The sequence below is a fragment of the Psychroflexus aurantiacus genome (assembly GCF_010820555.1).
Classification (GTDB): Bacteria; Bacteroidota; Bacteroidia; order Flavobacteriales; family Flavobacteriaceae; genus Psychroflexus; species Psychroflexus aurantiacus.
This window is the reverse complement of sequence record NZ_JAAIKD010000001.1, coordinates 188,748-202,907: the sequence shown is the minus strand read 5'-3', so window position 1 is coordinate 202,907 and position 14,160 is coordinate 188,748. Positions and strand designations below refer to the sequence as shown.

The following is a 14,160-nucleotide window of genomic DNA, read 5'->3' as shown; positions in this document are numbered from 1 at the left end:
TATGAAACTAAAAAATTATATAATCGGTTTACTTGGCCTCATGCTATTTGCTTGCCAAGACGATGATCATCAGTTTGGAGACATTGTTGCTCCTTCAAATTTGACGGTTACTGCGGAACTGGCTGGTGCAGATGCCGATAACCCAAACGGGGACGGCTCTGGTGTGGTTACTTTTAATGCAAGCGCAAACAATGCCATTTCGTTCAGTTTTATCCACAATGGCAATCAAAAAACTGAACCATCGGGAAGTGCTTCCTTTATCTTTTCAGATTTAGGAGTAAACACCTACACCATCACCGCTATTGCTTATGGTACCGGAGGTGTAAAAACGTCTACAACAATTGATGTTGATGTTCTTGCTACCTATGCTCCTCCGCCAGAATTGTTACAAAAACTTATTGGTGATGGAACCAAGACCTGGAGAATCAAATCTTCACAAGCAGGGCATTTCGGCTTAGGTCCTCCTGAAGGATCTGTACCAACAGAATGGTACAGTGCCGGACCCAACGAAAAAACGGGTGTAGGTATGTATGATGACAGATACATTTTTAGTGAAGATGGAACCTTTACTTTTATAACGGATGCTACTAACGATGCTGGTGGAACAGATCCATCGGGTACGGTGTTTGGCCGTGCTGGTTTGATTGATCAGTTAGGTGTCTCAGGTGGTGTAACAAATGGCGCCGATATTGAAAACTTGCCTTATGATGACTTCCAGGAAAGCTGGGTTATCATTGGACCAGGGGGTGTAGAAACGATCAGTCTGACCGGACTTGGATTCATTGGCTATTATACGGGGGGTTCTCACAATTACAGGATATTTGACTGGACCTCCAGTCCTAATGATATCGTACTGAGTACCACAGACGGGAATGGTCAATTTGAGTGGTGGTTTGTAATTACTTCAGAATAAGCCTAAAGCGTATTGTTTATCCTTAACAAATACCAAACAGTATAGAATTACATAATTAAATATATGAAGTGGATTGTATTGGGTTTTGTTGGCCTCCTTTTAATAGGGTGCCAGCAAGACCCTTCTTTAAATAAAAATGTTGACGAATCAAAAATCGACCAGAACGTGGATGAACTTTTGGCTAAAATGACACTGGAAGAAAAAATTGGCCAAATGAATCAGTACAGTGGATTTATGGATTTTACAGGACCGCAACCCAATCAGGGTAGAGCAGCCAAAAAATTGGAACATATCAAACAGGGTTTGGTGGGTTCTATGCTGAATGTGCATGGGGTTGAAAATGTGAGGGCTGTTCAAAAGCTAGCGGTTGAAGAATCCCGACTAGGTATTCCGCTGATATTTGGTTTTGATGTTATTCATGGCTATAAATCGGTTAGTCCTATACCTTTGGCTGAAGCGGCGAGCTGGGACCTAAAAGCGATAAAACGCTCTGCTGAAATCGCTGCTGAAGAAGCTTCAGCTTCAGGAATCAACTGGACCTTTGCACCCATGGTAGATATTTCTAGGGATGCCAGATGGGGGCGTGTCATGGAGGGTGCCGGCGAAGATCCGTTTCTTGGCAGTGAAATTGCCAAAGCAAGGATAAAGGGTTTTCAGGGTGATGATTTATCTGCAACCAATACGGTTGCTGCTACTGCCAAACATTTTGCAGCCTATGGATTTGCTGAAGCAGGCAGAGATTACAATACCGTAGATATTGGCACGTCAACCCTTTATAACGTTGTTTTTCCTCCCTTCAGAGCTGCAGTTGATGCTGATGTTAAATCCTTTATGACTGCGTTCAATGTCCTTAATGGTATTCCTGCTACTGGCGATGAATTTCTCCTTAGAGACATACTCAAAGAGAAGTGGGATTTTGGGGGCTTTGTTGTCACCGACTGGGATTCTGCCGGAGAAATGGTAGCTCACGGCTTTGTAAAGGATGGCCGTGCAGCTGCTAAACAAGCCGTAATTGCGGGTTCTGATATGGATATGGAATCTTACCATTACATCGAAGAACTCAAAACCCTGGTAGAAGCCGGTGAGGTAGACATGAAATTGATCGATGATTCGGTACGTCGAATTCTCAAGGTCAAGTATGAACTTGGGCTTTTTGAAGACCCTTATAAATATTGCTCAGAAACGCGTGAACAGGAGACTGTAAATCAACCAAAATTCAAAGCAGAACTTAGGGACATGGCGAAAAAGTCTATTGTCCTGCTCAAAAATGAAAAGGATGTATTGCCCTTAAATTCATCAGGGCAAAAAATTGCGGTCATCGGTGCGCTTGCCAATGATAAAACCTCTCCTTTAGGAAGCTGGAGGCTTGCTGCAGAGCCTGGAACAGCCGTCTCTGTTTTGGAAGGCTTAGCGAAATTTGATCAAAATACCTACACCTATGCCAAAGGAGCAGATGTTATTTTAGGCAAGGCCTCCTTTACCAAAGAACTTCAAATCAATACCAGTGATACAAGTGATTTTGCAGAAGCCATTTCAGTAGCAAAATCTGCAGATGTGGTGGTCATGGTCCTTGGGGAGCATGGATTGCAAAGCGGGGAGGCAAGAAGCAGAACTAGACTGGATTTACCAGGTGTTCAACAGCAACTCTTAGAAGAGGTGTATAAGGTCAATCCGAATATTGTTTTGGTATTGCAAAACGGAAGACCTCTTGCGATCACCTGGGCAGATGAACATATTCCGGCGATTGTGGAAGCCTGGCAGCTTGGTACCGAAAGCGGAAACGCTATAGCAGAGGTTCTTTATGGACTATATAACCCGAGCGCTAAATTACCGATGACGTTTCCAAGGCATGTGGGTCAGGTTCCTATCTATTACAATCATAAATCTACCGGGAGGCCCTACCTGCCCTCACCTGGAGAGGTGTTCTGGTCACATTATTCCGATGAGAATAACTCTCCATTGTATCCGTTTGGTTATGGTTTGAGCTATACCAGTTTCAGTTTTAAAGATTTGCAAATTGAAAACACCTATGCTGATAACAATACTGTTTCCGTTTCGGTTACCGTGCGTAATACAGGTAAACGAAGTGGTAAAGCTACGGCGCAGCTCTACATTCATGATGAATATGCCAGCGTAACGCGACCGGTAAAGGAACTCAAAAGTTTCGAGCAGGTTGAACTGCAAGCCGGAGAAAGCCGGGAAATCACATTTCAACTGACAGATGAAGACCTAGGCTTTTACACCAATACAGGGGAATTTGTAGTTGAAGAAGGAATTTTTCGAGTGTTTGTAGGGGAGGACTCCCAGGCTGAGCTTACAGAAACTTTTGAACTTTAGCTGAACATAAAGACAGATACGAGTAATCCGTATGGGCTTACTTTTCATGATCCAGGGAGGTTAATATTTAAGGAATCAATCACTATAAACACCGCTATTCCAGAAATTAAGCGGTGTCTATATTTTTTCAAATTAAAACCGTCAGTTTAGAGAGGTTTCAACATGTTTCGGCGATTGGAAATTCGCTTCACGCATCAAGGCTTCCAAAATTAATATGAACCTATATCGATTGCGATGGAGTATGATTTTGGTGTAAATCCTTTGGTTAAAAATGGATTCTGGTGTCTGTTACCTTAACATGAGCCTTTTAAAACCAAACATTAACTATACAGGCAGGAAATTTACTTCGATTAAGGCTATTATTTAAAACACTGTCATTCAGTAAACTCAGTGTTTTTACTCAAATATTATGCATTTCTTAAAAAAAACAACAGTTTATTACATTGTATATTTTTTGTAGTGTAATTTTATACGAAAATACCAACTCAATCCTTTAAGTTTGAGAACACGAGTTTCATAAATTCTTTAACATGAAAAATATTTTATTCGCCCTTACTTTCTTTTTCGTTTGTTCTTTTGGTTTTTCTCAGGGATACGAAGTAGAAATCATATCTAATGAAGAAGGTATGAAGTTGGAAGTTGATGGTAAAAACTTAATCATAAATGGAATGAACTGGAGTTACGTCCCTATCGGGAAAAACTTCAATTATAGTTTATGGAATCAGTCTGACGAGATTATCAAAGCTGCGCTGGATGCTGAAATGGGTTTACTCCAGAATATGGGGGTAAATGCCATTAGAGTCTATACGGGTATTCAGCCTAAGTGGATCACCTATATTTATGAAAACTATGGTATTTATACCATGCTCAACCATTCCTTTGGCCGCTATGGTTTAACCCTTGACGGGGTCTGGACCCCTGTCACCAAATACGATGACGCGGCTACCCAAGATCTGCTCCTCTCGGAAGTTACCCAGTTGGCAGAGGAATATAAAGGCACTCCAGGACTTTTGCTTTTCCTTTTAGGCAATGAAAACAACTACGGATTGTTTTGGGCCGGAGCAGAAACTGAAGATTTTCCGGACGAAGAAGATCAAATTCAGGCCATAGGAGAAAATCGGGGAAGGCCAATGTATAATTTGATGAATCAGGCTGCGGTAGCGATGAAAGAGATTGACGACTCACTGCCAGTTGCCATTTGTAACGGAGACTTACTGTTTCTGGAGATTATTGCTGAAGAATGTCCAGACGTAGATATCTATGGAACCAACATGTACAGAGGGGAATCGTTTGGAGATGCGTTTCAGAAAGTAAAAGAAGTCTATGGTAAACCTGTATTATTTACTGAGTTTGGCGCCGATGCCTTCAATGCTTTAGAAATGCAGGAAGACCAAAAGGCTCAGGCTTATTATATGGTAGAGAACTGGAGGGAAATTTATCAGAATGCTGCCGGTCTTGGTCTTGCCGAAAATTCAATAGGTGGATTTACCTTTCAGTTTAGCGATGGGTGGTGGAAATACGGACAGACAGAAAACCTTGAAGTGCACGACAGTAATGCCTCTTGGGCTAATGGTGGATATAATCATGATTTTGAAGAAGGTAAAAACAACATGAATGAAGAGTGGTTTGGGATCTGTGCCAAAGGACCTACAAACGCCAGGGGTTTATACGACTTATATCCAAGAGCAGCTTATTATGCTTTAAAAGAAGCGCATCAACTCAATCCATATAACGAGGACAATGATCTTTCTTCAGTAGAAATGCACTTTAATGCTATCAATTTAATGGACGCCGTTTTGCGGGCAAGAGGAGATAAAGCGGCCTTAGGTGGCGGAGATTCTGAAAAAGTTGGAATTAGCCGAATAGCAGCACATTTATCTACCTTTTACACGGGAGGAAGTTTAATTACGACACCGGATAACCCGGATCCAAACAGTAACTCTTATCCAAACCAGCTTGGATTTGATCAAATGCAGTCTTATTTTATAGGAGTTGGTGGTAAACCTGCTGCCAATGTAAGTTTCAATGTGGACTTCAACATTGTAGGCGATGTCGCTGAAAATCCTATCAATGAAATCTTTTATGAGAACAGAGCCAGACCTGTAAGAGTGACCACGCCCGATGGTGAAGTGATTATTCAGGACAATAACAATTTACAGGTTTACCAGGCAGAATTTGAATGGAATCATGATTTATTCGACTTAAGGGGATTCTACAGGACGGGTCACTACCACTGGGGTTACGAAGGTGATGTCTTTGGATTATATCCGGAAGCCAATTACGGACCCAATTTAGATATTTATGGAGGTGTTATTTCAGGTATAGAGATTGATGCGAAAGGAAGCCTGGAAGGGCTAAAAGCAGCTATTGGTCCTCAGCTATGGTGGGGTGCTAATCCAACCATGCTTTATAAATACAGCAAAACAATAAAGAAATGGGATGTTACAGGGATTTATCATAGAGATTTAGAAACGGAACTTGAATTTGACGAAAATGGGCGCCGTATCTTAGATCAAAATCAGGTGCGTAGTGGTGTGATTCCTCCGTGGCCTCAGGAACGAGCTACACTGGCTCTGGAAAGAGATTTCGGTAAATTTGGGTTAACCCTGGGTGGCATTTGGGCAGGCAGCCCTCTCAACGGAAGTACCTACCAGGATATAGATGATGCCGGTAATGTGGTTGTAGATCGAGTAAATGCAGATGACAACTGGGGTGGTAAAGCAAAAATCACCTATACTGGCGGAAAATTTAACTGGTATGCTCAGGGGTCTGTTATGGGACTTGTAGCCAATGGAGGCGCAGACCCAACCCTGACCTTTACAGGCTGGAAACTGAAAGATAACGGAAGCGGTAACCAGTCTAATTTCCTGTCTGGCTTCACCTATAATATTGGAAAATGGCAAATTGCACCTAACTTTTTATGGCAACAGCCTTTAGTAGACCCTATGCCAAATAATGGAGATGCGCCAGGCCGTTTAAGAAATGTGATCGATGATCCCTTTGCCGTAAGATGGAATAGAGAAACTACAGCAGGGGAGATTCTGTTTACTTTCGATCCGACTCCTGGTACCTATATGTACAACTGGGATAACAATAGGGCCGAAGATGCAGAATTTGCTTTGAGTGCAGGTTTTGTTTACAGACACTTACCGACTACCATGGATGCTCATATTGGGTTTCTGGATACACGTGAATTTTTTGCGTTTTCCAATTCTGTTCCAGCAGAAGATCTCTGGGAAGCGCATGCTAAAGTAGTTTCCAGATTAAGTCCGGATCTCGGTTTTGTAGGGACCTTTTATTATGGTAACGGTCAGGCTCAGGGAGATTCTGAAAGACTGGTTACCGGGAGATTTGGAGCGAATTTAGATGTGCGGTATAAAAAATACTGGATCATAGCGGATGTTAAAGTCGACGATTGGGGGCCTTATGACTACCACAGGGATTTTAACTTGACCTTTCCCCTGCAAACCATGCTGGACATGTCCACGACGCTGGCCAAACCGGAGTGGTTCATTTTACCTACTACCCAAATTGGCATACGCGGAATTTGGCGCTCCTTAAATGAATTTTCACCTCGATACTCTCCCAATGCAACCCCTATTGGTTCTTTTAACTCAGAACCTATCCTAAGCGCGGTTGGATTTCCCAACGGTTCGGAGTGGGAGATCATGACATACATAAGATTTAACATAGGCAAATAATATTCAAAATGAAACAACATACCTATTTTCAAGTATTAAGCCTTGCTCTGCTATCTCTGGTAGTCATGACAAGTTGCGAAAGAGAAGTGTCTGATGACGCTGTCTTGGCTACGTATCCTACCAACGGACTAGTCTTTAATGATGCCCCTATAGGCCTTACAGATGAATTCTTCATATCCTTTGATCCAGCTGCTGGAGCAAACGTAAACGGCTTCGGCACCGATGACACAGAAGCCTATGAGGGAACCACCTCTATAAAAATTGATGTTCCCGCTCCAAACGATCCGGACGGGGGTTTTATAGGAGGTATATTCAGAGACAGAGGTGAAGGAAGAAATTTAACCGGTTACGATGCCTTAACCTTCTGGGCCAAAGGGTCGACAACTGCCGTTATTGAAGCTGGTTTCGGGAGTGATTTTATAGACGATACATACAGAACGGCTACCAATGTACAACTGTCAACAGGCTGGAAAAAATACATCATTCCTATACCAGACCCTTCCAAATTAGTTCAGGAAAGGGGCATGTTTACGTTTGCTGCAGGAACACAAAGCACCAATGGCTTAGGCTATGCGATTTGGATAGATGAGATTAAATTTGAAAACCTGGGAACTGTTGCTCAGCCCAGACCAAGAATCGAAAACGGTGAGGAAAACCTCGCTCAGACTTTTATTGGGGGAAATCTACAGGTGGAAGGTTTAACACAAACCTTCAGCACAACACAGGGAGACGTAACGACGAATATTACTCCAAATTATTTTGAATTCTCCTCATCAGATGCAAGTGTGGCCACCGTCAGCGAGCTTGGCCAGGTTAGTGTGGTCGGTTCCGGGACTGCCGAAATTACAGCAAGTTTAGGAGGTGAAGAAGCTGCTGGTTCTTTAGTAGTGGAGTCTTTAGGAAACTTTATTTCAGCTCCTGTACCTACACGGGATCCGCAAAGCGTTATTTCATTATTCAGTGATGCATACGAGAACAGACCCGTGGATTTCTTCAATGGATTCTACGCACCTTTTCAAACCACGACGTCATCCGATTTTACAATCCAGGGGGATGATGTGCTTTATTATCTGAATTTTAACTTCGTGGGTATAGAATTCAATCAGGGCGTGCCTACTATCAATGGCAGTTTAGCGACACACCTGCATTTTGACATTTTTATTCCGGTAAATCCACCGTCAAATACAGGACTTAGAATCGACCTGGTCGATTTTGGTCCTGACGATGCCTTTGCCGGCGGTGACGATACAACCCTTTCTCAGGGCTTTACCTCTGGGTTTGTTTCAGGAGAATGGATTTCAATCGATTTCAATATTACAGGCTTAAACCCGAGGACCAATTTGGGTCAAATTATTTTAGCTGATTTTGCGGGCAGGACACCTCCTTCAGAATTTTATGTTGATAACATTTATTTCTATAGAGAAGATGGTGGAAACATCAATCCTGAGTAAATAAGGACATTTGATGTTGATTTTAATCGAGGTTAATGATAAAAAAAGAAAAGATGAAGAATAAAGGAATACTAGGTTCAATACTAATTATTAGTATGCTTACAATCAGTTTTCAAAGCTGTGACCCGGACGAAACACAAACCGTTACTACGCTCAATGACCTGGTCATGGTAGAGGAATTTGAGGGGTCCACATTAGATTCCTCCCTGTGGTCTTTCGAACTTGGAGATGGTTCTGAAGAGGGGCTTCCAGGATGGGGGAATAACGAACTTCAAAACTACACAGATCGAGAAGAAAATCTAAACGTAAAAAATGGGGTGTTGACTATAACTGCTCGTCGAGAGTCTTTTGAAGGTTCTGGATATACTTCAGCACGCATAGTCACCAAAGCCAAATTTGAAAAGCAGTATGGCCGGATAGAAGCGCGTATGAAGATGCCATGGGGGGCAGGGCTGTGGCCGGCTTTCTGGATGCTGGGCGAAAATATAGATGAGGCAGGCTGGCCTCAGGCCGGCGAGATCGACATTATGGAATATGATGGTAGCGAACCCACCGTCGTTCACGGGAGTGTTCATGGACCTGGCTATTCCGGAGGGAATGCCGTGACCAAAAGTTATGAATTCAGGGATGAAAGACTGGATACAGGTTTTCATACCTATGGTATTGAGTGGGGGGAAAATTACATCAATTACTACGTGGATGATGTGCTTTACAATCAAATCACACCAGATAGCGAAGGCTTAAGTGGTGAATGGGTATTCAATAAGCCTTTCTATATTATAATCAATATGGCCGTGGGCGGCTCTTTTGTGGGGCCTCCAAATGCTGATACGGTCTTTCCACAAACCTTGGAAGTGGATTATGTAAAGGTTTACGAGTAGTCCTTAACTCAACATAAAGATTGCGAAAGCGGTATGCTAAAACCTTACCGCTTTTGTAGATATAAAACTGAACGAAAAACAAATTTTAAATTGATGAACAAAAACCAGATTATTGACAATCAGACGTTAAAAACGAGTGACTTAGAACAGGTAAGGTTAAAGGGTGAAAAATTCCTGAAAATCACCAATAATGACGCTTTGAGGCCGTTTTTCATGAGTATTGTGAGTGATTCTAATCACTGGATGTTTATTTCTAGTAACGGAGGTTTAACCGCGGGTCGACGCAATGCTGAATATGCCCTTTTTCCTTATTACACAGACGATAAAATTACCGAATCTGCTCACTATACCGGCAGTAAAACCATAGTTAAAATCCATTCTGTAGATCAGATCAACTACTGGGAGCCTTTTTCAAATCGCTTTGTTGAGCAGTATGAAATCACCAGGAACATCTATAAGAATATTTATGGCGATAAATTGATCTTTGAAGAAATCAATCATAGCTTAAAACTCAAATTCACCTACCGCTGGTCCACAAGTGATCGCTTTGGGTTTGTAAAAGAAGCTCAGTTGTCTAACCTGGATGCTAATCCGGTAAAGGTTGAAGTTTTAGACGGACTTCAAAATGTGTTGCCTGCCGGGGTAGTGAGCGATCTGCAAAACCAAAGCAGTAACTTAGTAGATGCCTACAAACGCAGTGAACTCGATAAAGAAACAGGTCTGGGCATTTTCGCCCTTAGCGCTGTTCCTGTCGATAAAGCTGAACCTAGCGAAGCTTTGAAAGCCAATGTGGTTTGGGCTCTGGGTGTTGAAAACCCCACCCGTTTACTTTCTTCCTTACAGCTCGAAAACTTTAGATCGGGAAAAGCCCTCACTGAAGAAACCGATGTCAAAGCTGAAAAAGGAGCTTATTTTATTCACGACACCCTTCAGCTGGAGGCGGAAGCTGACAAGTCCTGGCACATCATTGCCGATGTGAATTACAATCATGCGTCGGTGGTTAAACTTCAGCAAGACTTACAAAAAGACAACCTCTTGCCTCTCATTGAAAAAGATATCCAAATGGGTACTGAAAAATTAATTCAACTGAATGGTGCAGCAGATGGTTTACAACGTTCGAATGACAACCTAAGAGATATACGACACTATTCCAATACCATGTTCAACATCATGCGTGGTGGGATATTTGATAATAATTACCAGATTGAGCGCTGGGATTTTAAAGCATACCTGCAGAAAGCCAATAAGCCTTTGGCCGAAAAATTTGCAGCCGATATCAGGTCTTTACCAGAGCTTTTTTCTTTGAGCGACCTGAAAGCTTTGGCCAAAGCGAAAGCGGATAAAGATTTTAAACGTTTAGCCCTGGAATATTTACCCTTGAAATTTAGCCGGAGACACGGTGACCCGAGCAGACCCTGGAATCAATTTTCGATCAATACAAAGGACGATGAGGGTCATAAAATTCTGGATTACGAAGGAAACTGGCGGGATATTTTCCAGAACTGGGAAAGTCTTGCGCACTCCTATCCTGAGTTTATAGAAAGCATGATCTATAAATTTTTAAACGCCAGTACGTTTGACGGGTATAATCCTTACCGCGTTACCAAAGACGGTTTTGACTGGGAAACCATAGAGCCGGACGATCCCTGGTCGTATATCGGGTATTGGGGAGACCATCAGATTATCTACCTGCTCAAGTTTTTAGAATTTTACGAAGATTACAAGCCCAATAATTTAGCTGGACTGTTCAATAAAGCTGAATTTGTATACGCCAATGTTCCTTACAAAATCAAGTCCCATCAGGACATCTTAAACGATCCTAAGGACACGATAGAATTCGATCATAAAGCCGATAGTAAAATACGTAAGAAACGAAATGAAATCGGTGCAGACGGCGCATTGCGACGAGATGGAAACGGTAACATTATTCATGTCAGTTTCATTGAAAAAATACTGGCTACTGCTTTGGCAAAGCTCTCCAATTTTATCCCGGAAGCCGGGATCTGGATGAATACGCAGCGTCCCGAATGGAACGATGCCAACAATGCTTTGGTGGGTAACGGGGTTTCCATGGTAACCTTATCTTACCTCAGACGTTTTCTGGCTTTCTTTGAATCCGTACTTAAAGAGGTTGAGGCTTCAGAACGCTACGAGATTTCAGAAGAACTGGTATCCATGTTTACCAAAATTCAGGTTACGTTTAAGACCTACCAGGATTTAACACAGGGAAAATTTACTGATCGCCAGCGTAAAGACATCCTGGATGAGCTGGGAGAGGCGGCGAGTGTGTTCAGAGCAGAGATTTACACCTCTGGATTTTCAGGAACCAAAACCGAAGTTTCAGCCGGCCAGCTTAGCGATTTTATAAGTTCAAGTCTGGTATATCTGGAACATGCGATTGAGGCTAACAAGCGAACCGACAACCTGTACCACGCGTACAATTTAATGACCGTAGAGGCAGAAGGGGTTTCCATCGATTATCTTTCGGAAATGCTGGAAGGCCAGGTGGCCGTGTTAAGTTCTGGCTATTTGAATTCTGACCAGGCTTTGAGTCTGCTGGATGCCTTAAAACAAAGCGCCTTATTCCGAACAGACCAGTACAGTTATCTATTGTATCCGAACAAAGAACTGAAAGGCTTTTTGGAGCGAAATACGATTCCCGAATCCTCGGTACACTCCTCTGTGTTGCTTCAGAACATGATTGAAGACGGAAACAGAAAAATCATTGAAAAAGACGCTAAAGGACATTATCATTTCAATGCCAATTTCAATAACGGAAAGAAATTAAAGCAGGCTTTACTAAATCTTGAGAAGGAAGACTATGCAGCTTTAGCTAAAGACGAGCTGGATAAGATTCTTAAGATCTACGAAGAGGTTTTTAACCATAAATCCTTTACCGGCCGTTCAGGAACCTTTTACGGCTATGAAGGTCTGGGTTCTATTTACTGGCATATGGTATCAAAGCTGCAATTATCGGTTTTAGAAACCTGCATTCGAGCCATAAACACCCAGGCTTCAGCTGAAGTTACCGGTCGTCTGCTGGAACATTACTACGAAATTAACGAAGGGATTGGGGTGCATAAGTCTCCCAAGCTTTACGGGGCATTCCCAACCGACCCCTATTCGCATACGCCGCAGGGAAAAGGAGCACAGCAGCCTGGGATGACCGGACAAGTGAAAGAAGATATTTTAAGCCGATTTGGTGAATTGGGAGTGAGCATCAAAAAAGGAAGGCTTCAGTTTAAGCCGCATTTACTCAGAAAAACAGAGTTTCTGGATGAGAAGCATATCTTCAGATACGTCGATGTGGCCAATGTAAAACATCAGCTTCAACTGGAAAAGAATTCGTTAGGATTCACATTCTGTCAGGTGCCTGTGATTTATACAAAATCAACGCATAATAAAATTGAGGTTGAATCTAGCAAAGGCAGCTCAGAGCTAATCGACGGGCTTCAGTTACCAAAAGAAATCAGTCAGGAAGTATTTGACCGGTCTGGAAAAATTAAAATGATCCACGTTCAGCTTGACGATTCAATTTTAAAATAAACGGTCATGAAGCCACTAATACAAGTCATTTTAATAGCATGCCTGATTTTTCTGGCTTCGTGCAATCAAACTAAAAAAGAGCAAAAATCAATGCAAAATAAACGGAATTTGACCGCTAAAGAAATATTAAATAAGCCAGACTATCTTGCGATTTCGTACGGTGGCTACCGTAAAAAAACCCGCGATTCTCAACCAGCGCTGAAGGAACTCAAGGAGGATTTAAAAATCCTTCATGCTATGGATATCCGCGTTTTACGCACCTACAATGTACGTTTGCCACATGCGGCTAATATTTTAAAAGCAATACAGGAGTTGAAAGCAGAAGATGCCCATTTTGAAATGTACGTTATGCTTGGGGCCTGGATAGATTGTAAAAATGCCTGGACAGAATTACCGCTCAACCACAACGAGGGGAGCGTGCATAATGCTGCCGAAATTGACCGGGCTGTGGAGCTGGCCAATAGGTATCCAGACATTGTCAAGATCATCGCTGTAGGTAACGAGGCTATGGTGAAATGGGCTTCGGCTTATTTTGTTCAGCCCCATATTATTTTAAAATGGGTTAAGCATCTGCAGAACATCAAAAAAGAAGGAGGATTAGATAAAAATGTATGGATCACCAGCTCAGATAATTTTGCGTCCTGGGGAGGTGGAGAAAGCGAGTACCATACGCCAGAACTTGAGGAGCTTATCAAAAGTGTAGATTATCTTTCGGTGCATACTTACCCGATGCATGACACCCATTATAATCCTGTGTTCTGGGGCATTCTGCCCAAAGAAACCAAATTAACCAACATCGAAAAGCTCGATAAAGTCATGAATCGCGCTTTGAGTTATGCGGTATCACAGTACGACAGTGTAGCCAGTTATGTGAACAGTCTAGGGCTTAAAAAGCCGATTCACATTGGCGAAACCGGCTGGGCAAGTGCGTCTGACGGATTTTATGGGATAACGGGTTCCAGAGCCACCGATGAATACAAGCAAGCCTTGTACTACCACAAAATGCGCGAATGGTCTACAGAACATAAAATCAAGTGCTTCTATTTTGAAGCCTTTGATGAGCCCTGGAAAGACGCGCACAACCCCAAAGGGTCTGAAAATTTCTTCGGCTTATTTAGCGTGGATGGGAAGGCTAAATATGCACTATGGGAGGCGGTAGATAACGGCAGGTTTGAAGGGTTAAAACGCGGTAAAAATGAAATTACCAAGACGTATGGCGGAAAACTGACCAATCTTCTTTTGGATGTGCAAATGCCTCAGGTAAAAAATGAAATTACGGTCAACCATTAAATCAATCATGAAAATCACTGGTTATGAAACGTTTAAAACTA

The 14,160-nt window shown here is 42.4% G+C and carries 7 protein-coding genes; all 7 read left to right on the top strand.

The features are described 5' to 3' along the window. The first annotated feature begins 1 nt into the window (after window position 1). Entirely contained in the window at window positions 2-913 is a 912-nt protein-coding gene (locus tag G3567_RS00890; protein WP_164003289.1) for a glucan endo-1,3-beta-D-glucosidase, read from the top strand. Between the two features lie 63 nt (window positions 914-976). Continuing rightward, complete coding sequence (gene bglX, locus G3567_RS00885; protein ID WP_164003288.1) at window positions 977-3,250, top strand: beta-glucosidase BglX; 2,274 nt, start codon at window positions 977-979, stop codon at window positions 3,248-3,250. 530 nt (window positions 3,251-3,780) lie between these two features. Next, window positions 3,781-6,951, top strand: coding sequence for a glycoside hydrolase 5 family protein (locus G3567_RS00880; protein WP_164003287.1), 3,171 nt, complete (start codon window positions 3,781-3,783; stop codon window positions 6,949-6,951). Window positions 6,952-6,959: 8 nt separating this feature from the next. Then, window positions 6,960-8,402 (top strand): Ig-like domain-containing protein, encoded by a 1,443-nt coding sequence (locus G3567_RS00875; RefSeq protein ID WP_164003286.1) that lies wholly within the window; start codon window positions 6,960-6,962, stop codon window positions 8,400-8,402. 95 nt (window positions 8,403-8,497) lie between these two features. Continuing rightward, the gene (locus G3567_RS00870; RefSeq protein ID WP_235923419.1) at window positions 8,498-9,283 is read left to right on the top strand and encodes a glycoside hydrolase family 16 protein; all 786 of its coding nucleotides are present in this window, start codon (window positions 8,498-8,500) and stop codon (window positions 9,281-9,283) included. Window positions 9,284-9,376: 93 nt separating this feature from the next. Beyond that, window positions 9,377-12,829 carry a hypothetical protein gene (locus G3567_RS00865; protein WP_164003284.1) on the top strand — a complete coding sequence of 1,151 codons (3,453 nt, stop codon included), beginning with the start codon at window positions 9,377-9,379 and terminating at the stop codon, window positions 12,827-12,829. 6 nt (window positions 12,830-12,835) lie between these two features. Beyond that, a complete protein-coding gene (locus tag G3567_RS00860; RefSeq protein WP_164003283.1) occupies window positions 12,836-14,119 on the top strand; it encodes a glycosyl hydrolase family 17 protein in 1,284 nt (427 codons plus the stop codon). The last annotated feature ends 41 nt before the right edge of the window (window positions 14,120-14,160 follow it).

Coding starts and splice junctions, on each gene's coding strand:
- G3567_RS00860 (WP_164003283.1), top strand. CDS start 12,836: ATGAAGCCACTAATACAAGTCATTTTAATAGCATGCCTGATTTTTCTG.
- G3567_RS00880 (WP_164003287.1), top strand. CDS start 3,781: ATGAAAAATATTTTATTCGCCCTTACTTTCTTTTTCGTTTGTTCTTTT.
- bglX (WP_164003288.1), top strand. CDS start 977: ATGAAGTGGATTGTATTGGGTTTTGTTGGCCTCCTTTTAATAGGGTGC.
- G3567_RS00865 (WP_164003284.1), top strand. CDS start 9,377: ATGAACAAAAACCAGATTATTGACAATCAGACGTTAAAAACGAGTGAC.
- G3567_RS00890 (WP_164003289.1), top strand. CDS start 2: ATGAAACTAAAAAATTATATAATCGGTTTACTTGGCCTCATGCTATTT.
- G3567_RS00875 (WP_164003286.1), top strand. CDS start 6,960: ATGAAACAACATACCTATTTTCAAGTATTAAGCCTTGCTCTGCTATCT.
- G3567_RS00870 (WP_235923419.1), top strand. CDS start 8,498: ATGCTTACAATCAGTTTTCAAAGCTGTGACCCGGACGAAACACAAACC.